We start from the raw sequence: 21,456 nt of genomic DNA on the forward strand, positions 1-21,456 counted from the left end.
GGATAAATAATCTCCCACCCGTTTGGAGTAGCTTTAGCCGCAGTGCCAACGGCGGTTGCGACCACCTATCGGACAACCTCCCGCTCCTTGCACCACTAAACCGACTCCGGGTCTTTAATGGTTGCAGGATTCAAAGCCAGCCCCTCAACCCGTCCAGCCACACGACGCGCACGCGGGACTGACACCTCGCAACCCACTGCGCAAGCATCGGGAGTCTCGTCATGAAAATCGTCGTCATTGGCGGTACCGGGCTGATCGGCAGGCAGCTCTGCAAAAACCTGCAAGACCTGGGGCATGAAGCCCTGGCCGCGTCACCGAGCACCGGCGTCAACGCCCTCACCGGCGAGGGCCTGCAAGACGCCTTGCAAGGCGCCGACGTGGTGGTCGACGTGGCCAACTCACCCTCCTTCGAAGACGCCGCCGTGCTCGAGTTCTTCGAAACCAGCGGGCGCAACCTGCTCGCCGCCGAGAAGGCCGCCGGCATCAAACACCATGTCGCGCTGTCGGTGGTGGGCACCGAGCGCATGCTCGACAGCGGCTATTTCCGGGCAAAAATGGCCCAGGAACAACTCATCAAGGACTCCGGCATCCCCTACACGATCCTGCGGGCTACGCAGTTCTTCGAGTTCATCGGGGCCATTTCCCATTCGGGCGTGCAGGACGGCGACACCGTGCGCCTGACCTCCGCCGAGTTGCAGCCGATTGCCGCAACCGATGTCGCGATGGCGCTGGCGAAAGTCGCCGTGCAAGCGCCGAGCAATAACACCCTGGAAGTGGCCGGGCCTGAGCGCTGGCCGCTGGTGGAGTTCGTGCGCTTGTTTCTGCAACACACCAACGACCCGCGCCAGGCCCAACCGGATGACACGGTCCCCTACTTCGGCGCGCCGATCGATGACCACTCGCTGACACCGGGAGAGCACCCCATCGTCGGGCCGACGCGCTTCGAGACCTGGCTCAAGAGCAGCGTTTAACCTTCAATCGAGGGCTTATACCAACCGCTCGATCTTCTGATGCTGCCAGACCATTTTGTAATACAGGGTCTGCAGCATCAGCATGCCCAGATACGCCACCGGAAACGCCATCCACACCCCTGGCAGCCCGAAGCGCGCATCCAGCAGATACGCCACCGGCAACTGCACCCCGACCACGCAAACGATCGACACCGCCACCGGCACCAACACCGTGCCGCTGGCGCGCATGATGCCGCCGACAATCGCCTGAAAGCCAAACACCAGCAGGCTCCAGAGCATGATGTGCAACAGGTGCTCGGCCATCGCCCGGGTGGAATCATCCGTAAGAAACAACCCCAGCAACCAGTGCGACAGCAGATAACCCAACACCACCAAACCACCGGTCAGGCACACATTGATCAACAACCCGGTGCGTAAAATCGCCCCCATGCGCTCTATGCGCCCGGCCCCGATCGCCTGCGCGCCAAGGATCGACGCCGTGATCGCAATCGACAGCGCCGGAAACTGCACGTAATTGACGATCTGCGTCACCGCCCCATACGCCGCCGTCGCCTGGGAACCGTGCTGGTTCACCAACGCCAGAATCACCAGCTCCGACAATGACAGCACCACCATCTGCAACCCGGTCGGCAGCCCGATGCGCAACACCTTGCCAAGGATGACCAGATCCAGCCGCATCGCCGTAAACATCTCCCGATCCGGCGCCAACGGATGCCCTTTGCGAATCAACCGCCACGCCAGCCACCCCATCGCCGACAAGTTACCCGCCAACCCCGCCCACGCCGCACTCTGAATCCCCATCGGCGGCAACCCCAACCACCCGAGAATCAACGCCGGCGTCAGCGCCAGCCCGACACACGTCGACACCACCAGCGCCAACAACGGCGACAGCGTATCGCTCACCCCACGCAGCAACTGCGTGAACAACACAAACACCAACAGTGACGGCAAGATCCACATCATCACATGCGCATACGCCACCGCATCATCCAGCACATCCCCCGGCGTGCCCAACCCCTGCAACGCCGGCCGGGCAAACACACTGCCCAACACCGCAGCCACCAACCCGATCATCGCCCCCAACAGCAACGTCGAACCGGCGATAGCCTTCACCAGATGCGGCTCACGGGCGCCCCAGGCCTGACCGATCAACACCCCAGCGCCCGCGCCGAGGCCAATGACCAGGGCGATGAAGAAGAACACCACGGGGAACATGCCCGATACCGCCGCTAACGCCTGGGTGCCGAGCAATTGGCCGATGTAGATGCTGTTGATGGTGCCAGACATGGACTGGAGGAAGTTGGAGAGGACCATGGGGGCGAGGAACAGGAGGTAGGTTTGCCAGAGGGGGTGTTGGGGTTTGGCTGGGGTTTGCATTGAGGGTCCGTCTCGGGTGGGGGCTGGCGTTTTGGAAATTCTACGCTAGGGCTCTGGGAATAACGCGGTCCTGTTTTTCCCGGATTTGGATAGCATGAGTAATGGCTGCTTTCAGCTGTGGATTCAACCAGAAACGGACAGTGGACAGGTAACCGCTACCCTCCTTACGCTGGTCCATCCTGGGTACTGTCCCTCTTCCCTCTTCCCTCTTCCCTCTTCCCGCTCTCCAGAGCCTGCGAAGTCCCCATTAATCGCCATTGCTATAGCGCGCGAAGGCTTGAAGCGTTGCAGATTGGTAGCGACGGCCCTGCCCCAAACACATTTGCAGTGGCACGCGACCTCTATTTATTCGGTTACCCAATTCAGCTCATGACCTAGGCCCGCCACGGTGGAAGAGCCCCTTCGAAAAGTGAAAAAGCTCGATGCAGGAAACTGTTGAAGCGAACGGCATCACGCCGCAGCCCTGCCTGTTGACCACCAATCAGACACAGATGGGCCACCTGACCAATCACTTCTGCTTGGCCTGGCATATGGACCAAACGGCGGCACGTCCGTATCGCGAAGTCCAGTCGTCTTGTGTCAACACGCTGCTGAAACTCGCCTACCAACGGATCGTGCAGCGACCAGGCTCGGATGGAAATTTCCCGCCCAGGCTGTTTCTCAGCGGCAATACTCAAGTAGCGTTTCAAGGTTTCGCCCGCGCTACGACCCTGCGCCGCATAAGCGAGCATGCGCTCCGTGTAGTCTTCTTCCCAAGCGGCCAGCAAGGTGCGGACAAAGTCTTCGCGATTGCGGAAATGGTGATAGAACGATCCGCGGGTCACATTCAAACGGCGCGATAGACTCTCGGCCGAAACGCCAATATGCCCTATTTGGTCGAGGGCCTCAAAACCTGCCGCGATCCAATGGCTACGAGTTAGTTTTCTCACCAGTTACTTCGCTCCATATTTAGCGCCATACAGACTGTGTATGGTGCGCAACCGATTGATACGCTGCGAACACCAGCAAAGATGGCCGTTGCGTTTTGCACGCCAGCACTTTTCATGGAGCTCGCCTTGAAGAAAATCGTTCTGGTTGCTTTCGACCAATTCACTGATATCGACCTATTCCTGATGTGGGACATCTTAGGCCGCAACACCGAGGACTGGCACGTCCGAATATTGGGTTCCAGCTCTATCGTGCGATCGGCGCACGGCCTGCCTGTTTCGGTGCACGGTCCGCTTTCCGAGGCCAATAGTGCCGACGCGGTATTGTTCGTCAGCGGCAAGGAAGGGATACCCGCTGCACTTGCCGCCCCAGATTTCCTGCCGTCGTTTGAACTTGACTCCAGACGCCAGCGAATCGGCTCCATATGCGCCGGAGCTTTCATTCTCGAACGGCTTGGGCTGCTCAGCGGCCAAGCAACTACACACCCGGAGGCACGATCGAGCTTGCAAGCTCTGGGACTTGAGCCCATGGACCAGCCTCTTGTATGCCAGGGGAACGTTGCATCCGCTGGCGGATGCCTTTCGGCGCTCTATCTGGTGGGATGGTTGGTTGAATCCTGGTTCGATGTCGACAAGCGCCGTGCGACGTTGCTCCCTGTTCTGCCAGCTGGGCAGCAAGAGCTCTATGATGCCTTGATCGGGCTCAGTATCCGACAAGGAGAAGTTGGCGCCTCAACAACATCCAGTTAATCCATGCTCGCTCAGCGAGGCTCTGGACTTCATCAAGGCGTGGACATCGACAAACCATCGCAACAAGAAACGCGACATGGCATGTCGTCTAATTAGTCGTTAGAACTCAGGAGAGATCCCCGATGCCCCGAGAGTTTGAGCTCATTATGTCCGTGCCAGTCCCCTCGAGGTCCGGCATCACCCACCTTTACAAGGCGATGCACCTGGCGGACGCTTTTGCGATTCGGCTCCCTGCGGGCACATCGAGCAATCCAGATTTGCTAGCTCGATTCATCCTTTCCCACCAGCCATCCTGGATCGGATGGCTCATGAAAATCCGAGACACTATCGTTGCCTGTTTTGGTCTCAAGACGGCCAAACATTTGGCATCACTTGCTAATCGGATTGGAATCTTCAAGGTCTACAGCACGAACCAGACTGAAATCGTGTTGGGAGAGGACGACAAGCACCTCGACTTCCGGATATCGATCCTATGTTCTGAAGAGGCAGAGCCGGAAGACAGTCGCCAACTCGTTTTTTCAACCGTGGTCCAGTGCCACAACCGTCTAGGCCGGACCTACATCTTCGTTATTGCCCCATTTCACCGCTTGGTTGTTAAGGCCAGCCTCCTCCGTGCAGCGCGCGTCGGTTGGCCTCTGGCTACCTGCCCTTAAGGCGCTCGATCAGCTCGCTGTCGTGTTTGAAAGCGACGGCACCACTCACTGGAGTCAGTGGATGTGCAAAGCGAGAGGACAGCTGAACGAAAAGTTCGATTCACTAAGAGGTGAAGCCGCAACGCTCGCCAATGCAATTAAACGTGCTCAAGACTGAATGCAAAAAAGAATTCGTCACCCGCTTCGACTTGGTGCTGCGAGTATATTCCGCGGAATAAATGAAAACGGGCGCCTTGTCAGGCGCCCGATTTGTTTTTTTCGAACCCGGCCAACACACAGATGTCGAAACAAGTGATGACATCGCCACTGATCACAGGCCTCCGGCCTGCTTCATTCAAGGGCGAAGCCAGTAGTTCACACCACTTTAGGGTGCGCCGGATAATTTCAGCAGGCTCGGATTCTGCCGAGGGCAGGTGCTGACTGCTGCTCACATCCAATGCTCCCGTATCGGAGTACTAACATGACTCAGTCAATGCGGTTCTTCCTATCGATCGTTCTTGCGACAGCCTCACTGGCATCGGCGAGCTTCCTGAACACTGCTGGTGCGGCAACCGCTGAGGATTTGAAAGTCGACTCTCAGCAAGCGTTGCAAACTCTTTACAAGTCCACACCATTGGCCGAATCAATTTCGCACAATGCCAAAGCGATTCTTGTCTTCCCGAAAATCATCAAGGCAGGGCTTGTGTTCGGGGGCAGCTACGGCGAAGGCGTATTGTTCAAGAACAAGAAAGTGGAGAATTATTACAACTCCGTAACCGGGTCCTGGGGGCTGCAGGCAGGCGCACAGTCGTATGGCTATGCGGTTTTCCTGATGACCGACAAAGCCGTGGACTATGTACGTAAAACCAAGGGCTGGGAAATCGGCGTAGGCCCCACTGTTGTATTGGTTGATGCTGGGGTGGCGAAGAATCTGTCCAGTACAACGCTGAAGGACGAGGCCTATGCGTTCATTTTCGACCAGCAAGGGTTGATGGCTGGGGTCAGCATAGAAGGCACCAAGATTTCCCTGATCAAGCGCTAGAACCGGTCGTTTGGGGCAAGCGATGGAGCGAATGAAAACGGGCACCTGAAGGGTGCCCGTTTTTGTGTTCGCGATTGGTGATGCATCAGCCAGCCTGCAGCGTTACCGCATGTTTTCGATCAAGACTTTCGCCAAAACCACGGATCAGCTCCAGCAACGACTTCACCCGCAGCGGCAGATTCCCGGCCGGGTACACCGCGTGCATCTGCGGGCTCTCACCGCTGCTGGAGGTAAGTTTGTACCCCGGACACACCCGCAGCAGGCGCCCCGCTTGCACTTCGGGCTCCGCCAGCCAGTCCGCCAGGCGGGCGATGCCGAGGCCCGCCAGGGCCGCCTGGAACACCGCCGAGCCGGAGTTGAAGCGAAATTTGGGATGAGCCCGAACGCTGATGGCCTGCGCCTCACTGCGAAAATTCCATTCCTTGAGTATCCGCGGCGCCGTGTGCAGGATCAGCGAGTGCGCCTCCAGCGCCTCGATGGAGTCGGGCATTCCGTGCCGCTCCAGATACTCGGGGCTGGCGTACAGATAACGTGAATAACTCCAGAGTGGAAAGCCGATCAGGTCACTGGATTGCGGATAGCCGCCGCGAATCGAGAAGTCCAGCTTGCTCTTGGCCGGGTCGATGGTTTCATCAGTGAAAATCACGTCGACGTTCACGTCTGGATAACGCTCGCCGTACTGCGCGATCAACCGGGGCAATACCCCGTGGCCGAGAAACTCGGGGGCGGAAAAGCGGACCCAACCGCAGGCCAGGCCGCTGATGCCGGCCAGGTCTTCATCGGCCTCACGTTGCAGATCCAGCATTTTGTAGGCGTGGGACAACAAGCGCTCACCCGCCTCGGTCAAGCTCACCGCATTGGAGGAGCGATTGAGCAACTTGACCCCGACACTTTCCTCCAGGGCTTGAACGGCGCGGGTCAGCGCGCTGGGAGAGCGCCCCAGGGTCCGTGCCGCCGCGACGAAACTGCGCTTGCGAGCCACCGTCGCGAAGGCTTCAAGTTCCCCCAACATATCCAATGCCATGCGCCACCTCGTTGCACTTTTCACAACGTGGCATTGCAACACAAAAAAAGCGCTTTGGTTAACCTTCCGTTCAACCCTGGACTCTCACCCACCGTTCACCGTCAGAGCCTGATTCCATGATCGATATTGTCATCCTTTGCGTATTCGCCTTCTCTGCCGGCCTGATCGATGCAGCGGTGGGCGGCGGTGGACTGATCCAGATACCCGCTCTGTTCAACGTGCTGCCCACGGCACAACCGGCGGCACTGCTGGGTACCAACAAGGTTGCGGCAGCCTGTGGTACTGCATTCGCGGCCCGGTCTTTCGTGCGCAAAGTGGTGATCAACTGGAGTCTGGTGGTCCCCGCCGCCTGTGCGGCGTTTGTCATGTCCTTCTTCGGTGCGGCCACGGTGTCGTTCGTCCCCCAGTCGGTGATCCGGCCGGCGGTGCTGGTGTTGATCGTGCTGATGGCGATCTACACCTTCTGGAAAAAGGACTTCGGTGCCCTGCACAAGCCCATGCACATCGGCACCAGGGAAAAACTGCTGGCGATCATCATCGGCGGCGCCATCGGCTTCTACGACGGACTGTTCGGGCCCGGCACCGGCAGCTTCCTGATCTTCCTGTTCATCCGCTGCTTCGCCTTCGACTTCCTGCATGCCTCGGCGTCGGCCAAGTTGGTGAATATCGCGACCAACATAGCAGCGCTGATGTTCTTCATTCCAACGGGGAACGTGCTTTACCTGATCGCTATTCCCATGGCCGCATTCAACATCCTCGGCGCGCTGACCGGCACCTGGCTGGCGGTTCATAAAGGCGTGCCCTTTGTTCGGGCGTTGTTCCTGGTATTGCTGCTGATCCTGATCGGCAAACTGTCTTATGACCTGTTCACGTAAACCTGAGGAAAACAGCCCGCATCCAATGTTCGACAGGTGTGGGCTCATGACGCGTGGACACGGCATTTGCCACCGCGTTTCAACCATTGTTGGCGTCGATAGTCACCATCACGTCAATGAAGTTCTCATAAAAAATCCCCGGCGTAACATCCGCTCCATACCCAACCAATAACACCCCGGAGCACACCATCATGAAACGCCAAACCCTTCTCAGTATCGCTTTCTCGGTTTTTGCAGTTAACGCTTTTGCCGCTTCTTCTACTCACCCGGTCGTCGCTGAAGGCGGCTCGGATCGCCTGATTGAAAGCCGTGTGGCTGAAGGTGGTTCGGATCGTCTGATCGAAAACCGCGTCGCTGAAGGTGGTTCGGATCGGCTGATCGAGAATCGCGTCGCTGAAGGTGGCTCGGATCGTCTGATCGAAAACCGCGTCGCTGAAGGTGGCTCGGATCGTCTGATCGAGAATCGCGTCGCTGAAGGTGGCTCGGATCGTCTGATCGAGAATCGCGTCGCTGAAGGTGGCTCGGATCGTCTGATCGAGAATCGCGTCGCTGAAGGTGGTTCGGATCGGCTGATCGAGAATCGCGTCGCTGAAGGTGGCTCGGATCGGCTGATCGAAAACCGCGTCGCTGAAGGTGGCTCGGATCGTCTGATCGAAAACCGCGTCGCTGAAGGTGGTTCGGATCGGCTGATCGAGAATCGCGTCGCTGAAGGTGGCTCGGATCGTCTGATCGAGAATCGCGTTGCTGAAGGTGGTTCGGATCGTCTGATCGAAAACCGCGTCGCTGAAGGTGGCTCGGATCGTCTGATCGAGAATCGCGTTGCTGAAGGTGGTTCGGATCGTCTGATCGAAAATCGCGTTGCATGAATGAGTGGCTTTATCGCAACACTCGACCAAAGAACCCGGCCTCATCAGCCGGGTTTTTTCATGCCTTTTTTAGCGCCCGACTGCATCGATGTTCGCCCGAAGCCGCATAGATGCGGGTTTTAGCGAAATTGGCGCCGGCGCTGAATCATCAACAGCGACCGTCCGTAACCCCGCCCCGACGCTCCCTCACCCTTCGCTATTCTTAACCACACACGCTGCGGCACGGCTTGCGGCATCAAAATCAGGAGTAAGGATCCGGGTAAGGAGCGCGCCACTTCAAACAGAGTATCGAATGATGAAAATGCTACTGATGGTCGAGTTTCCCCATGAACCTTTCAATGCGTTTGTCCGGTCGGGGAAGATCGGCGAAATCATGAACCGCATCCTGGAAACCATTAAGCCCGAGACAACTTATTTCACTGAGCAAAATGGCATGCGATGTGGAATTTTTCTGATCGATATAGCGGATCCTTCCGAAATCCCCGGATATGCGGAACCCTTCTTCCTCAACTTCCAGGCCAGCTGCAAATTCCGTGTGGTCATGAGCCCGCAAGACCTGCAAAACGCCGGTCTGGAAGTGCTCGGAAAAGCGTGGGCGTGAGGTTCGATCAACGAGCCGGGTGATGGCATCTGGATGTGCCTCACCCCGGTCGATATCCTAAGCCGTAATGCGATCTGTAGCAGCAGCCTCGCAAGCTCGGCAGCTGCTACAAGGAATGCGCCGCAGCTGAAATGGCTGAAGGCGCACTCCACTTACTGAACGGTTTTCAGCTTGACCACGTCACCGGAGATTTTGGTGGTGTAACCGGTCAGGACCCAGGCCCAGAACCAGTTTTCCTGCACTTGGGTGTTGATCATGGCGTCGCCGCCCTTGGCCTTGATCGCAGCGTCCTGAGCGCGGATGAAGCGGTTGTTCTGCTGGATCGGGATGACGCCGAACAGCAGCAGGCCAGTGGCGGTCGCTTCACTGTGGCCGACAACGGTGTACTGGCTGCTGTCGTATTGCTGAGTCTTCATCGGGGTGCCGGTGCAACCCGCCAGAACCAGGCCGAACAGGGCTACGGCAACCACTTTGCTGAGGTAATTCACTGTGTCACTCCATTAGAAATGCCCGGGATCCATCTCTCGGGCGGCGCATACTCTAACGGATGAAGTGGCCCATTGATATCACTCAACACTGAAAAAAGCGGATCGATGAGGCACCGATCATTGCGGCTGAAACGTCTGCAGATAGGCCAACAGGTTTTCGATCTTTTCCGGGTCGCTGAGGCCCCAGAAAATCATGCGGGTGCCGGGGACCACTTCCTTCGGTGCCTGGATGTAGGCGGTGAGGGTTTCGCGGGTCCAGACGACGCCTGATGATTTCATGGCGGACGAGTACTGGTAGTCCGTCGTGCTTCCCGCAGTACGCCCGAAAATCGCATTGAGCTGCGGACCGAAAGAACCCCGCGCCGAACTCCCCACTTGATGGCAGCCGCCGCAGATTCGCGTGAACAGTTTCTCACCTGCCTCAGCATCCCCCGCCGCTGCTGCTTGCAGGCTGAATAACCCGGTATTGAGCATCAAGGCGAAGGTGAGTACGGCGGCGTTTTTCATGTTCTGCTCCAAATCAGGTGTTGCTGACAGCGAAAGCGGGCGGCTATTTCATCATGACTGGCTGCTACGCCGAAGCATTGAAGCTAATCTATAACTCTTTTTGCTCCTTTAACGTCGCTGCAGGAGGGCCAGAATGAAACCCATCGAACCCTTTTTCCGGGACGCAGGCATAGGCCCAGGTGTTGTCTGTTTTCATGCCAATGCCAGTCACTCAGTGCAGTGGCGTGGGCTGCAAGATCTTCTGGCGGCGAAGTTTCGGGTCCTGGCACTCGATTCGTTGGGTGCCGGCAAGAGCCCGGCGTGGCCCACCGATCGAACCGTCACCCTCAGCGACGAAGCGCTCTTCGCCGAGCCGGTGCTCGCCCGCGCGGGTGAGCCGCTGATTCTGGTCGGTCATTCTTATGGCGCGGCGGTGGCATTGATCGCGGCATTGCAGAACCCCGATCGGGTGCGCGCCATGGTGTTATATGAGCCCACGCTGTTTTCCCTGCTCAACGCCCAAACGCCTCCACCCAACGAAGCGGACGCCATCCAGGAAGTCGTCGCAAACGCCGGGCGAGCGCTAGAGGCGGGTAACCTGGACGCTGCGGCCCAACACTTCATTGACTACTGGATGGGTGACGGGGCCTGGGCGCAAACCCCGGAACAACGCAAACCCTCCATCGCCGCCGCGGTGGCCAATGTGCGGGGTTGGGCTCACGCGTTGTTGAACGAGCCGACACCATTGCAGGCGTTCCGCTCACTCGACCTGCCGGTGCTGTTCATGGTCGGCAAGGACTCGCCGGCCTCGTCACGGGCCGTGGCGCGACTACTGACCGCCACATTGCCGAACGTTGAAGTGGTGGAACTTGAGGGGCTTGGTCATATGGGGCCGATTACCCATCCTGAGGTCGTTAATCAGGTCATCGTGCAATTTATTGAGCGCAGTTGATTTGAGCTCACGCTCTATACTGGCTCCCCGTGATGATAATTAGAGCGCAGACGATGTCCGTCAGACCTGTTGAAAGTCCTCCAGTCATTTTGGTCGCGGCTCGACCCACCGACCTGGACAATCTTGTGGCCATACGAATTGAGGCCATGCGCGAAAGTCTTGAACGGATTGGGCGATTTGATCCGGTACGTGCCCGTGAGCGTTTTCTCAACGGTTTTGATTGCCGCAACACGCGCCACATTGAGCTGGCCGGCGAGCGGGTCGGTTTTATTGTGGTCAAGCCTCTCCTGAATGAACTGCTGCTTGACCACCTGTATGTGCGACCGAATGCTCAGGGAACAGGTGTAGGCTCTGCGGTCCTCAAACAGATTTTCAAAGAAGCGGATGCCGCCGCGCTCCCTGTCAGGGTGGGCGCGCTCAAAGAGAGCGCTTCGAATCGGTTTTACATCCGCCATGGCTTCCAATTCGTCGAAAGCGGCGAGTTCGACAATTACTATGTTCGTCCGAGCGCTGCGCCTTGACCCAGGTTTTTAAACCGCCTCGATCAGGAGCCGATGTCACTCAACTCCCACTCGCTTGAAACTTCTTCCGGTAAGCCGCCGGTAGCAGGCCCACTCGTTGCTGGAAAAGCCGGCGAAATGAGTTGCTGTCCTCGTAGCCGACTTTGTACGTGATGCTGTCCAGGGTCATTCGTGTGGATTCGAGCAGCTGCTTTGCCTTTTCCAGACGCAGCGTTTGCAGGTAGGTCAGCGGCGTGTAACCGGTGGCTTCCTTGAATCGCCTTTTGAAGTTCCTGACGCCGAATCCGAATCGCTCGGCCATGTCATTGATCAGCAGCGGCTGATGGAAATGATCTTCCAGCCACGCTTGAACCCGCAGGATTTCGCCATCCCCATGGTGCTTCGGCATCGACCACATGACATAGACCGATTGCTCGCTGCGTACGTTGTCGACCAGCAAGTATTTGCCGCACTTCTGCGCCAGCTCCAGTGAAGCGAAGCGGCGGATCAGATGCAGCAACAGATCCATGGCGGCCGTCGCGCCACCGCAGGTGATCACGCGATTGTCTTCACAGAGGATCTGCGCCTCTTCCAGACAGGCCTCTGAATACCGGCGACGAAAAAAATCGGCGAAGGCCCAGTGCGTGGTGGCACGAATGCCGTCCAGCATTCCCGCTTCGGCAAGCATGAACGCCGCCGTACACATCGAAGCCACGACAGCACCTTGCGCGTGCTGTTGACGCAGCCACGGCCCATAACCGGGAAATGCCGGCAAGGCGTCCTTCAGTGTGAAGAGGAATCCCGGAATCACCACCAGATCGGTTCGGGAAATGTCGGCGATGGATCGGTCCACGCGCAGCGTTTGCCCTCCCCATGCGGCGACATCGGCGCCATCCAGCGAGGCGGCAACCACCTCAAACGGCGCACTGGCGGCATCGGCGAACAGGTTGGCGGCACTGAGCACTTCCAGCGCCAGGGTGGCGCTGGCGGCGGAACATTGATCAGCCAGTAGCAGGGTGACGTGCATGAATCATCCAGATTGCGCTTTTCGCATGAAAAAAGTCATTTGTGCACCTACCTTATCCGATTTCCGCCCCCTAAAGTTCACCGGTCATTCAATCCTCGGCGTACTTATGAATCTCTGGTTCCGACTTATCCTCATGCTGTTCCGTCGCCCATGGCGCAAACCGGTGGACGGCCTGGCCACCACCGTCATCCGTATGCGCGTCTGGCCGCTCGACCTTGACCTCAACCGGCACGTCACCAATGGCCGCTATTTCACCCTGGCCGATATCGGCCGCATGGATTTCGTGCTGCGCAGCGGCGCCTTTCGAGTAGCCTTGCGCAACAAGGCCGTGCCGATCGTTGGCGATACCTGGGGCAAGTTTCGTCGTGAGTTGAAGCTGTTCGAATCGTTCGAGATTCATACCCGCACACTCGGCTGGGACGGCAAGTGGAGCTTTATGGAGCACCGCTTCGTGAGCAAAGGACGGGTGATTGGCATCGTCATCATGCGGGGGCTGTTCCGCGCGGCCAAAGGCACGGTTGCACCGGTCGAGTTCGCCCGCGAGCTGGGATTGGCCGAACAGTCACCCGAAATGCCGATGTGGCTGACGACCTGGTCGCAAAGCTGCGACGACATGAGCCGTCAGCTGCGAGGGGAAGAAGGTCTGGTTGCCCGAGCGCCCCTCTGATCAAGCGCAATCCCTTGTAGGCTTGCCCGCGAAAAGGCCATCACATTCAACATGCCCGCCACCGCAATGGTGCCCGGGGAAGACAACGTCGCCGCCAGGATCGCAGCCTGATCGATTTTCTGGTCGGGCGCTTCAAGCACATCGATCACCTGGATGAACCGCAATCGGTGCTCGACTGAACAGCACTACGACAGATTGAGCGCCACGGCGGCGCGAATCAGCGCTTTCAAGGCTGTTTCATCAATCCGGTCGCCCTCGTGGAGATCGATGGCACGCCGGGTGTTGCCGTCGAGGCTGGCGTTGAACAACCCTGAAGGGTCTTCCAGCGAGGCGCCCTTGGCGAATGTCATCTTCACGGCATTCTTGTACGTCTCGCCGGTACAGAGGATGCCGGCATGGGACCAGACCGGAACGCCCCGCCACTTCAACTCCTCGACCACCTCGGGGTCGGCCTGTTTGATGAGCGTCCGAACCCGGGCGAGTGTCTCGCCCCGCCAATCATCCAGCGCCTTGATTTTCGCGTCGATCAGCGCAGAGGCAGAGCCTTCGCCCTCGGCGTCCGTTGAGCCCGACGCCTCCTTGGTTGTCGCCTTCTTCATGATGGTTCTCTCCCTCTTCATGATGATCGAAGCTCGCCCGCCACTGGAGTATCGCTGACTGGACTACAACCCAGGGCGTTGCAGCTTGACCCACTCCTGTACTGCGGGTCGCTGCCACTGGCGCTGCGCGTATTCCACCAGCGCGGGTGGCACGGAATCACCATTGAGTATCAGCCGGTTGAGCATCAGGGCCAGATCCACATCGGCAATCGACCATTGCCCGAACAAGTACTTGGGGCCGCCAGCCAGCAGCGCTTGCGCAGCGTCGAACAACTTGTTCTTTGCCACCTCGGCTGCCGGCGACAAGGGCTCCGATTTGAGGCCATAAAACACCACCAGTGTAGATCGCTCCTGCCGAATGGGTAGCAGGTCACTGCGCAGCCATGCCTGGACTTGCCGTGCCTTCGCACGCTGCTTCAGGTCTTGCGGGTAAACCGGCGTCCGCGGGAAAACGTCTTCCAGGTATTCCGTGATCGCCGAGGATTCGGACAAGGCGAAGTCGCCCTGCACGAGGGTCGGTACGCGCTGGGTCAGGGAGAGGCTGGTATAGTCTGCCGCCTGGTTTTCAGCCGTTTCGAGGTTGAGCGGGGTCATGTCGAATTCGATGCCCTTTTCGCGAAGAACCACGAAGGCCGACATGGCATAGGGGCTGGTCAATTGAGAGTCGACGTACAGACGCAGGCGGGCATTGTTCACGGGGCGATCTCCATATGCTTGAACAGACACCCTACGAAATCCGGAACCATAAATAAAATTCATGATTTTTATGGGCGCATTCCTGCGCGGAATGCCGGCTGGCGCAGCTCGCCGCTCTAGCCCCTGAATCCTCGCCGGAGGGCAAATAAGAGCTAATATTCACCTGTATCCCCCTGCAAAGGACTGCAACCATGAGCCGGCTCGAGCTACTGACCAAATGGAATCGCATGATCGTACGGTTGCAGATCGAACACGAAATCAGTGCCCGGAATTTCGAGAAATTCAGCTGGAAACTGGGCATTCCCTGCGTGGTGCTGTCAGCGATAGTCAGCGCCAGCGTCTTTGGCTCAATCAGTGACTCCTCGCCGCCATGGCTCCAATATGCCGCCGGCATCCTTTCACTCCTGACCCTGGTGTTGAGCTCGGTTCAGACCTTCCTGAACTTTGACATCCGGGCTGCCGGGCACAAAGACACCTGCGAGAAACTCGGGGCGATATCCCGTGAGATCCAGGACGAGATTGCCAGCGGCAAGGACGAGGTGACCCTGGGTCCCATCATTTTGGACATCCGCAAACGCATCGATGCGATTCTTCTGGATGCCCCGACCTTGCCCAAGTCAACGATAAGGAAGCTGGGGGATGTTCGCGTCCACCCGGAGCCCCCGCCAGAGGAGCAAGACACCGTTCCGGCTTGAACAGAGGCCAGACGCTGGCCCATAGCACCGTGAAAGGAGGCGTTTGAAATGCAACTCATCACGTTGAACATCGACAAGCCCGAAGCGACGAACTTCATTTTGGGTCAGACGCACTTCATCAAGTCCGTTGAAGACCTCCACGAAGCGTTGGTCAACACTGTGCCCGGTATCCGGTTTGGCGTGGCTTTTTGTGAAGCCTCGGGCAAATGCCTGGTGCGATGGTCTGGCACCGATGCCGCCATGATCGAACTGGCGCAAAAAAATGCGCAAACCCTTGCCGCGGGCCATAGTTTCATCATTTTCCTCGGCGACGGTTTCTATCCGCTGAACGTATTGAACGCCGTCAAAATGGTGCCCGAGGTGTGCCGTATTTTCTGTGCAACAGCCAATCCAACCGAAGTGATTCTTGCAGAGACGGAACAGGGACGCGCGATTCTGGGCGTCGTGGATGGCTTCTGTGCCAATGGCATCGAAGGCGACGAAGACATTCTGTGGCGCAAGAATTTGTTGCGGCAGATCGGCTATAAGGTGTGATCGAAACCCCGGCGACCAACGTCCGGGGTTTCTGCGCTCCTGCGCTCCAACTAATTCATCTGCCGGAATTCTGCACAAGTTGCTCAACGAAGAATTCCACATGCCCTCGCGGATGAGTCGGCAACGGCCAGGTGTCGACGTTGTGCGCAAGGGCCTGAAAGGCTTGAGCGCACTTGGAACGAGGGAAGGCTTCCAACACTGCACGCCCCTTCTGCACAGCCTTGTGCGCACTTTCGTCGTTCGGCACCGCGCCAACGTATTGCAGCGAGACATCCAGAAACATATCGGTAATCTTTTCCAACTTGGCAAACAGATTACGACCTTCCGCCGGGCTGCCCGTCATGTTGGCGAGCACGCGAAAACGGTGCAGACCGTAGTTCAGGTTGAGCAATTTGATCAGGCCGTAGGCGCCGCTGATCGAGGTGGGTTCATCGCACACCACCACCATCACTTCCTGCGCTGCGCGGATGAAATTGATCACCGAGCCACCGATACCGGCGGCTGTATCGATGATCAGCACATCCAGTTTGTCGCCGATATCACTAAAGGAGTGGATCAGCGCACGGTATTGCGCAGGCTCCAGATGAATCATGCTCTGCAAACCGGAAGCGGCCGGAGCCACACGAATGCCTCCAGGCCCCGGCACCAGCGCCTCGGACAGCTCGCAACGCCCTTCGATGACATCGGCCAGCGTGTAGCGTGGGGTCAGCCCCAACAGAATATCGATATTTGCCAGGCCAAGATCAGCATCCAGCAGTACGACGCGACGCCCCATTTTCGCCAATGCCAACGAAAGGTTAACCGCCACCGTCGTCTTGCCCACGCCTCCCTTGCCGCCGGTCACAGCAATAACTTGCACGCAATGCACATCTTCCATTTTATCCTTCCCTTCCCTGCGCATCGTGTGCCAGTACGTAATGGCACTATCCAGATGCCGGAAGAATAGCTGAAAAGCGCGGAATAGCTGCCTCGTCTCCCGACGAGAGGCATTTCGCCACCCTCCATTGAATCGTTTCAATGAAAAGGCCGACGGCAACAACCGAAATATCTAAACCCAGACGTCATTGATTGCGGTTCTTTCTCCGCGCTGATCGCCGGTATTGAGCACACCTCGCGGCTCGATCAACAACAGTTTCACCTCTCGCTCAGCGAAAGGCTTGTGTTCGACGCCTTTGGGGACGACGTACATTTCTCCCTGCCCAACCACGACAGCCCCCTCCCGCAGGTCAATGCGAAGCTCACCTTCGAGGACGATGAAGGCTTCATCGGTATCGGCATGGGAATGCCAGACAAAATCGCCTTCGATTTTCACCACCTTGAACTGGTAGTCGTTCATTTGCGCAATGACCTTGGGCGCCCAATGCTCGCTGAACAAAGCCAGTTTTTCGGAAAAGTTGATCGCGGTGCAGACAGTCGCGCCGGGTTGGGAATTCATTTGCGTCGCCCTCTCTATCCAAGATATCGAGCCCTGACATTAGGGACGTTTCAACGCTGCGTATTGCACGATTGTGCAGGTCGGCCGGGCACAGGCCTCAATCAAGGCCCAACCTCTTCAGCCAGCGGCCGGGAGAAACGCCGTAGGCCTGGACGAACTGACGCGTCATGTGGCTTTGATCGAAAAAGCCTGCCGATACCGCCGCCTCTGCCATCGATTGGCCCCCGATCATCAATGCTCTTGCCAGATCGAGCCGGCGTTGCATCACATACCGATAGGGGCTGGTGCCATACAGCGCACGAAAATCACGGCTCAGGCTCCAGCGATCCCGGCCACTCGCTTGCGATAATTCATCCAGGGTGATGACTCGGTCCAGCGAATCATGAATCAGCGTACGCGCGCGCTCGGCCGCGGCGAAGTCAAACGATTTGCGCCGCCCACGCTGACCAGAGACCACATCCAGTGCCTGCGCGAGATCGTAAATGGCATCGTCTTCTTCCAGGGGCTCGATGGAAAAGTCGAGGTTTTGCAGCAGCACCTGGGTGGCGGCACAAAGCCTTGGGTCGCTCGATAAGCCGCCCTCGATGAAGGGCAAGGGCTTGCCGCCCAACACCTGCTGAATCAAGGCCGGTTCGATGTAGATCATCCGATAATGAAAACCCGCCTCGGTACCGGCTTCGCCGTCGTGTACCTCGTCTGGATGCAGGACGATGGTTTTGCCGGGCAGGCTGTGGCGCCGGGCATTGCGGTACTGGAAACTTTGTACGCCCGACAGCGTTCGTCCGATGGCGTAAGTATCGTGGCGATGCGGCGTAAACCCATGGCCGCCAAAAAAGGCTTCGATGCGCTCCATCTTCAACGGCTGGGCCGAACGCCTGACCCAGTCCTTGTCGCCCTTGGTTTTAGTCATGTCCCGGTACCGCCCGAATGATCTCAGTACGTTACCAGTGCGAGCGTCTGATGTCCCCGCTCGTGACAAGCCCGGATCAACCCGCCCGGCGGCGTCGCCAAATTTGTCAGGTCCCCTCGTGAACCAGTTTTAAGACCCGCAGTCTTAGCCGTGCCGTAAAAGATGCTCACCCAACGAAGCGCTCCTGCGGCCATTGCTCGTCCTTATCCCACTCTTATCGTCGTCAACTCATCAGAGCTGTCTGTTCATGCGCCCAACCGTCCGCTGCCGCCGCTTTATCCCGCTGTGCCTGATGCCTTTATTTGCGCTGTTCGCCAGCCCCGCCCATGCCAGCGGGGAGCGGCAACTGGTGGAAGTCATCAACGATTACCGCGCCGATCCTGACCGCTGCGCGGGACGTGCGGTCAAGCCGTTGCGGCCGTTGTCGCTGAAATCGGACCTGTCCTTGCCGATTGGCTATGGCGGTGGTTTGCGGGATAGTTTGAAGGCTAACGGCTATCAGGCCGTGACGGTACGGACCATCCGCCTGGTCGGCGCGCAGGATGCCGATGAGGCGTTTGACATGCTTCAAAGCGACTACTGCGGGGCGCTGCTCGATACCCAATACGCCGACATCGGCGTCACTCGTGCCCGCAGCGAATGGCGGGTGGTGCTGGCGCAACCGGTGCTCGACGGGCGTATCGGCGATTCGCGCGCCGCGGGCAAGACGTTGCTGGCGCAGGTCAACGCGGCACGGGCCAGGCCACGTATGTGCGGGCGCCAGCGCTTTGCCGCCGCGCGGCCATTAACCTGGAATGCCGCCCTGGGCGCCGCCGCGCAAGGCCACAGCAAGGCGATGGCCTACGGCAACTACTTCGCCCACCAGGACCCCGACGGTGATATGCCGGCGGATCGCGCCAGAGCCGCCGGTTACCGCGGCCGGCAGATCGGCGAAAATATCGCCGCCGGGCAAGGTTCACCCAGCCAGGCGATGGCCGGCTGGCTGGCCAGCCCCGGGCATTGCGCCAACCTGATGAACCCGATGTTTACCCAGGTCGGCGCGGCCTATGCCGCCGACTCGCGCAGCAACGAAGGGGTTTACTGGACGATGCTGTTTGGCGCGCCTTGAGTGAGGGGTTTCTAACCTTGCGTAAAACGTGGCGGGCACTTGGGTTAGTCAGTTAGGGGGCTCGCTCCCACAAGTTTGTACCTGCTTCAAGTCGAGACAGTAGGTGTAATAACCCGTATCGCGCACATAGCCCAATGACTCATACAACCGTTGCGCGAGGTGATTGTCCGTAGCCGTTTCCAGCACCATGCCCTTGGCGCCGGTCAACAGCGCGAAGGCTCGAGCGGTGTTCATCAGCAACGTCCCTACCCCTCTGCCTCGGGCGGCAGGGGTGGTGAAGAGATCGCTGAGCAGCCAGGTGCGATGGGCGTCGATGGAGGAGAACGTCGGGTACAACTGGACAAAGCCGAGCGCTTCGCCTGTGGAGTCCCCGGCGAAGAAGATCGCCGATTCGTCCCTGGCGATGCGCTCGGCGATGAAATCGCGGGACTGCATCAGGTTCGAGGGTTGGCCGTAAAAGCCTCGATAGGCGTCGAAGAGGCTGGCAACTTTATCGATGTGGGTTGCATCAACGCGCAAGACCTGGACGGCCATGTTTGGATCTCCGAACGGATGGGTTACTTCGGTTGCGCCACCGTGCGCAAATAAGGTTTCAGCGTCTTGAAGCCATCCGGGTATTTCTTCCTGGCGTCTTCATCGGAGACCGACGTGGGAATGATGACGTCCTCACCCGGACGCCAGTTCACCGGCGTGGCGACGGTGTGCTTGGCGTTCAGTTGCAGAGAGTCGAGCAGACGCAGCACTTCATCGAAGTTGCGCCCGGCGCTCATCGGGTAGATCAGCATCGCCTTGACCTTTTTGTCCGGGCCGATAATGAACACCGAGCGCACCGTGGCGTTGTCCACGGCTGTCCGTGCGCCGCCACTGGCATTGGGATGAATCATGTCGTAGAGCTTCGCCACTACCAGGTTTTCGTCGCCGATCATTGGGTAGTTGACCGCGTGCCCCTGGGTCTCTTCGATGTCTTTGGCCCAGGTCTTGTGGTTACTGACAGGGTCGACGCTGAGGCCGACAATTTTGGTGTTGCGCTTATCGAACTCCGGCTTGAGCCCTGCCATGTAGCCCAGTTCAGTGGTGCACACCGGGGTGAAATCCTTGGGATGCGAGAACAGAATCGCCCACTTGTCACCGATCCACTCATGGAAATGCAGCGGGCCTTCGGTACTTTCGGCAGTAAAGTCCGGTGCTTCGTCGCCAATACGGATTGCCATGTTCGTTCTCCTTACAGTTAAGTCGTAGGGAAGCCGCCGGAGCGCTGGCTGCTGTTCCAGCGGCATTCGGTGTCTGTGTTGAACCTGTCAACGCGGATCAGTATAGGAGACGCTTGGGGCCCCGGTAGTTAGCCGCGCACTGCTCTGCCCACCTAGCGGCGCGACCATTGGTCCGGGGTAGACTAAAACTTCGGGCGGGGCAGACGATTACGCTGCATCTGGAACACTATCTGGGGATCATGCTGCTGGTGGAAGACGCGGATCCGGACTGGATCACGTCGGGGCGCTTTCAGACGGTGGTGCAGCGGTTGCAGACGGATTGATAAAGGCCCCCAATGCCAGTCAATCAAAACGCAGAATCTGTGGGAGCGGGCTTGCTCGCGAAGAGGGAGTGTCAGTCGGCATCAATGTCGCCTGGTACACCGCCTTCGCGAGCAAGCCCGCTCCCACATGGATTGCGCTTGACTGACATCAGGGCAAGCCCCTCGCTACAGGTCGTTCTGGATTTTGATTTCGCTGGCCGGCACGACGTCGATCCGCGCCACGGAACCGGTCAGATGCGCCAGATCCTTGTTGTGTTCGCTGATGATGTCTTCGGCGCTCATCGTGCCATTGTCGATAGTGGAATGGGCGTCGGCCGCCAGCACCACGTCGTAGCCTCGCGATAATGCCTCGCGGACGGTGGCGTTGACGCAGTAGTCGGTTTGCAGGCCGCAGATGATCAGGCGGTCGACGTCCAGCTCTTGCAGATGTTCATGCAGGGGCGTCTGGTAGAACGAGTCCGGGGCGGTTTTGCGCAGCCGCAGGTCTTGGGGTGAAGTTTTCAGGCCCTCGGCCAGTTGCCAGCCTTTGCTACCGTATTGCAGCAGATCGCCCTCTTCTTCGTGCTGGATCAGGATCACCGGAATATTGACGGTTCGGGCTTTGGTGCTGAGGCCGTTGATGGTGTCGATGACACGCTGGATGTCGAAGCATTCATATTCGCCGGTGCACAGCGCGCGTTGGACATCGATGATCAGGAGTGCGGTGCTCATGGCTTCCTTCCTTAGAGAGGTCGCTGGAACGGTGGATTTCAACTCCCTTC

26 protein-coding genes and 1 pseudogene are annotated in these 21,456 nt (G+C 58.4%); 13 read left to right on the forward strand and 14 right to left on the reverse strand.

Annotated features, from left to right (window positions below):
* The first annotated feature begins 221 nt into the window (after positions 1 to 221).
* Positions 222 to 971 (forward strand): SDR family oxidoreductase, encoded by a 750-nt coding sequence (locus PSH64_RS19905; RefSeq protein ID WP_305478337.1) that lies wholly within the window; start codon positions 222 to 224, stop codon positions 969 to 971.
* Between the two features lie 15 nt (positions 972 to 986).
* On the opposite strand, the gene PSH64_RS19910 is transcribed toward PSH64_RS19905, so the two are convergent.
* Both PSH64_RS19910 and PSH64_RS19915 read right to left on the reverse strand, forming a co-directional pair.
* Entirely contained in the window at positions 987 to 2,348 is a 1,362-nt protein-coding gene (locus tag PSH64_RS19910; protein WP_305478338.1) for an MATE family efflux transporter, read from the reverse strand.
* A 374-nt stretch (positions 2,349 to 2,722) separates the two neighbouring features.
* Entirely contained in the window at positions 2,723 to 3,277 is a 555-nt protein-coding gene (locus PSH64_RS19915; protein WP_305478339.1) for a TetR/AcrR family transcriptional regulator, read from the reverse strand.
* 126 nt (positions 3,278 to 3,403) lie between these two features.
* Here PSH64_RS19915 and PSH64_RS19920 point away from each other — a divergent pair, with 126 nt between their 5' ends.
* The 3 genes from PSH64_RS19920 to PSH64_RS19930 all read left to right on the forward strand — a co-directional run bounded on the left by PSH64_RS19920 (position 3,404) and on the right by PSH64_RS19930 (position 5,698).
* Positions 3,404 to 4,024, forward strand: coding sequence for a DJ-1/PfpI family protein (locus PSH64_RS19920; RefSeq protein ID WP_305478340.1), 621 nt, complete (start codon positions 3,404 to 3,406; stop codon positions 4,022 to 4,024).
* Positions 4,025 to 4,146: 122 nt separating this feature from the next.
* On the forward strand, positions 4,147 to 4,677 hold the full coding sequence (locus PSH64_RS19925; RefSeq protein ID WP_370694453.1) for a DUF2867 domain-containing protein: 531 nt from the start codon (positions 4,147 to 4,149) through the stop codon (positions 4,675 to 4,677).
* 460 nt (positions 4,678 to 5,137) lie between these two features.
* A complete protein-coding gene (locus tag PSH64_RS19930; protein WP_105347100.1) occupies positions 5,138 to 5,698 on the forward strand; it encodes a YSC84-related protein in 561 nt (186 codons plus the stop codon).
* Positions 5,699 to 5,783: 85 nt separating this feature from the next.
* Here PSH64_RS19930 and PSH64_RS19935 read toward each other — a convergent pair whose 3' ends face one another.
* Positions 5,784 to 6,722: a LysR family transcriptional regulator gene (locus tag PSH64_RS19935; RefSeq protein ID WP_305478342.1), complete on the reverse strand. Its 939-nt coding sequence runs from the start codon at positions 6,720 to 6,722 to the stop codon at positions 5,784 to 5,786.
* Positions 6,723 to 6,838: 116 nt separating this feature from the next.
* On the opposite strand from PSH64_RS19935, the gene PSH64_RS19940 reads away from it, so the two are divergent.
* The 3 genes and pseudogenes from PSH64_RS19940 (at position 6,839) to PSH64_RS19950 (ending at position 9,064) form a co-directional block, all read left to right on the forward strand.
* Positions 6,839 to 7,597, forward strand: a complete 759-nt coding sequence (locus tag PSH64_RS19940; RefSeq protein ID WP_305478343.1) for a TSUP family transporter — start codon at positions 6,839 to 6,841, stop codon at positions 7,595 to 7,597.
* A 191-nt stretch (positions 7,598 to 7,788) separates the two neighbouring features.
* Positions 7,789 to 8,259, forward strand: a pseudogene (locus PSH64_RS19945) (phage infection protein); the annotation flags it as partial.
* Positions 8,260 to 8,758: 499 nt separating this feature from the next.
* On the forward strand, positions 8,759 to 9,064 hold the full coding sequence (locus PSH64_RS19950) for a panthothenate synthetase (protein WP_105347252.1): 306 nt from the start codon (positions 8,759 to 8,761) through the stop codon (positions 9,062 to 9,064).
* A 152-nt stretch (positions 9,065 to 9,216) separates the two neighbouring features.
* Here PSH64_RS19950 and PSH64_RS19955 read toward each other — a convergent pair whose 3' ends face one another.
* Positions 9,217 to 9,552, reverse strand: coding sequence for a hypothetical protein (locus PSH64_RS19955; RefSeq protein WP_105347109.1), 336 nt, complete (start codon positions 9,550 to 9,552; stop codon positions 9,217 to 9,219).
* Between the two features lie 117 nt (positions 9,553 to 9,669).
* Positions 9,670 to 10,059: a cytochrome c family protein gene (locus PSH64_RS19960; protein ID WP_305478346.1), complete on the reverse strand. Its 390-nt coding sequence runs from the start codon at positions 10,057 to 10,059 to the stop codon at positions 9,670 to 9,672.
* A 133-nt stretch (positions 10,060 to 10,192) separates the two neighbouring features.
* Between PSH64_RS19960 and PSH64_RS19965 the strand changes: the two genes are divergently transcribed.
* Together PSH64_RS19965 and PSH64_RS19970 are read left to right on the forward strand one after the other, a co-directional pair.
* Positions 10,193 to 10,990: an alpha/beta fold hydrolase gene (locus PSH64_RS19965; RefSeq protein WP_105347113.1), complete on the forward strand. Its 798-nt coding sequence runs from the start codon at positions 10,193 to 10,195 to the stop codon at positions 10,988 to 10,990.
* A gap of 53 nt (positions 10,991 to 11,043) precedes the next feature.
* Complete coding sequence (locus PSH64_RS19970; protein WP_305478347.1) at positions 11,044 to 11,511, forward strand: GNAT family N-acetyltransferase; 468 nt, start codon at positions 11,044 to 11,046, stop codon at positions 11,509 to 11,511.
* A gap of 40 nt (positions 11,512 to 11,551) precedes the next feature.
* On the opposite strand, the gene PSH64_RS19975 is transcribed toward PSH64_RS19970, so the two are convergent.
* Positions 11,552 to 12,517: a GlxA family transcriptional regulator gene (locus PSH64_RS19975; protein ID WP_105347118.1), complete on the reverse strand. Its 966-nt coding sequence runs from the start codon at positions 12,515 to 12,517 to the stop codon at positions 11,552 to 11,554.
* A gap of 106 nt (positions 12,518 to 12,623) precedes the next feature.
* Here PSH64_RS19975 and PSH64_RS19980 point away from each other — a divergent pair, with 106 nt between their 5' ends.
* Positions 12,624 to 13,184, forward strand: coding sequence for an acyl-CoA thioesterase (locus tag PSH64_RS19980; protein ID WP_305478348.1), 561 nt, complete (start codon positions 12,624 to 12,626; stop codon positions 13,182 to 13,184).
* Positions 13,185 to 13,369: 185 nt separating this feature from the next.
* On the opposite strand, the gene PSH64_RS19985 is transcribed toward PSH64_RS19980, so the two are convergent.
* Positions 13,370 to 13,783 carry a DUF1801 domain-containing protein gene (locus PSH64_RS19985; RefSeq protein ID WP_105347123.1) on the reverse strand — a complete coding sequence of 138 codons (414 nt, stop codon included), beginning with the start codon at positions 13,781 to 13,783 and terminating at the stop codon, positions 13,370 to 13,372.
* Positions 13,784 to 13,846: 63 nt separating this feature from the next.
* Positions 13,847 to 14,479: a glutathione transferase gene (gene yfcF / locus PSH64_RS19990; protein ID WP_305478349.1), complete on the reverse strand. Its 633-nt coding sequence runs from the start codon at positions 14,477 to 14,479 to the stop codon at positions 13,847 to 13,849.
* Between the two features lie 191 nt (positions 14,480 to 14,670).
* Here yfcF and PSH64_RS19995 point away from each other — a divergent pair, with 191 nt between their 5' ends.
* Both PSH64_RS19995 and PSH64_RS20000 read left to right on the forward strand, forming a co-directional pair.
* Complete coding sequence (locus tag PSH64_RS19995) at positions 14,671 to 15,174, forward strand: SLATT domain-containing protein (RefSeq protein WP_105347127.1); 504 nt, start codon at positions 14,671 to 14,673, stop codon at positions 15,172 to 15,174.
* Positions 15,175 to 15,222: 48 nt separating this feature from the next.
* The gene (locus PSH64_RS20000) at positions 15,223 to 15,708 is read left to right on the forward strand and encodes an adenosine-specific kinase (RefSeq protein ID WP_105347129.1); all 486 of its coding nucleotides are present in this window, start codon (positions 15,223 to 15,225) and stop codon (positions 15,706 to 15,708) included.
* Positions 15,709 to 15,763: 55 nt separating this feature from the next.
* Here PSH64_RS20000 and PSH64_RS20005 read toward each other — a convergent pair whose 3' ends face one another.
* The 3 genes from PSH64_RS20005 to PSH64_RS20015 all read right to left on the reverse strand — a co-directional run bounded on the left by PSH64_RS20005 (position 15,764) and on the right by PSH64_RS20015 (position 18,053).
* Positions 15,764 to 16,585 (reverse strand): MinD/ParA family protein, encoded by an 822-nt coding sequence (locus tag PSH64_RS20005; RefSeq protein WP_105347131.1) that lies wholly within the window; start codon positions 16,583 to 16,585, stop codon positions 15,764 to 15,766.
* Positions 16,586 to 16,756: 171 nt separating this feature from the next.
* On the reverse strand, positions 16,757 to 17,143 hold the full coding sequence (locus PSH64_RS20010) for a cupin domain-containing protein (RefSeq protein WP_105347133.1): 387 nt from the start codon (positions 17,141 to 17,143) through the stop codon (positions 16,757 to 16,759).
* A gap of 97 nt (positions 17,144 to 17,240) precedes the next feature.
* Positions 17,241 to 18,053, reverse strand: coding sequence for an AraC family transcriptional regulator (locus PSH64_RS20015; RefSeq protein ID WP_305478350.1), 813 nt, complete (start codon positions 18,051 to 18,053; stop codon positions 17,241 to 17,243).
* Positions 18,054 to 18,300: 247 nt separating this feature from the next.
* Between PSH64_RS20015 and PSH64_RS20020 the strand changes: the two genes are divergently transcribed.
* Positions 18,301 to 19,161, forward strand: coding sequence for a CAP domain-containing protein (locus PSH64_RS20020; RefSeq protein WP_105347137.1), 861 nt, complete (start codon positions 18,301 to 18,303; stop codon positions 19,159 to 19,161).
* Positions 19,162 to 19,209: 48 nt separating this feature from the next.
* On the opposite strand, the gene PSH64_RS20025 is transcribed toward PSH64_RS20020, so the two are convergent.
* From PSH64_RS20025 to PSH64_RS20035, 3 genes are all read right to left on the reverse strand, one after another.
* Positions 19,210 to 19,695 (reverse strand): N-acetyltransferase, encoded by a 486-nt coding sequence (locus PSH64_RS20025; RefSeq protein WP_305478351.1) that lies wholly within the window; start codon positions 19,693 to 19,695, stop codon positions 19,210 to 19,212.
* Between the two features lie 23 nt (positions 19,696 to 19,718).
* Positions 19,719 to 20,372, reverse strand: a complete 654-nt coding sequence (locus PSH64_RS20030) for a peroxiredoxin (RefSeq protein ID WP_018928249.1) — start codon at positions 20,370 to 20,372, stop codon at positions 19,719 to 19,721.
* Between the two features lie 488 nt (positions 20,373 to 20,860).
* On the reverse strand, positions 20,861 to 21,406 hold the full coding sequence (locus tag PSH64_RS20035) for a cysteine hydrolase family protein (protein WP_305478352.1): 546 nt from the start codon (positions 21,404 to 21,406) through the stop codon (positions 20,861 to 20,863).
* Positions 21,407 to 21,456: the final 50 nt, after the last annotated feature.

The organism is Pseudomonas sp. FP1742 (genome assembly GCF_030687145.1).
GTDB classification, from domain to species: domain Bacteria; phylum Pseudomonadota; class Gammaproteobacteria; order Pseudomonadales; family Pseudomonadaceae; genus Aquipseudomonas; species Aquipseudomonas frederiksbergensis_D.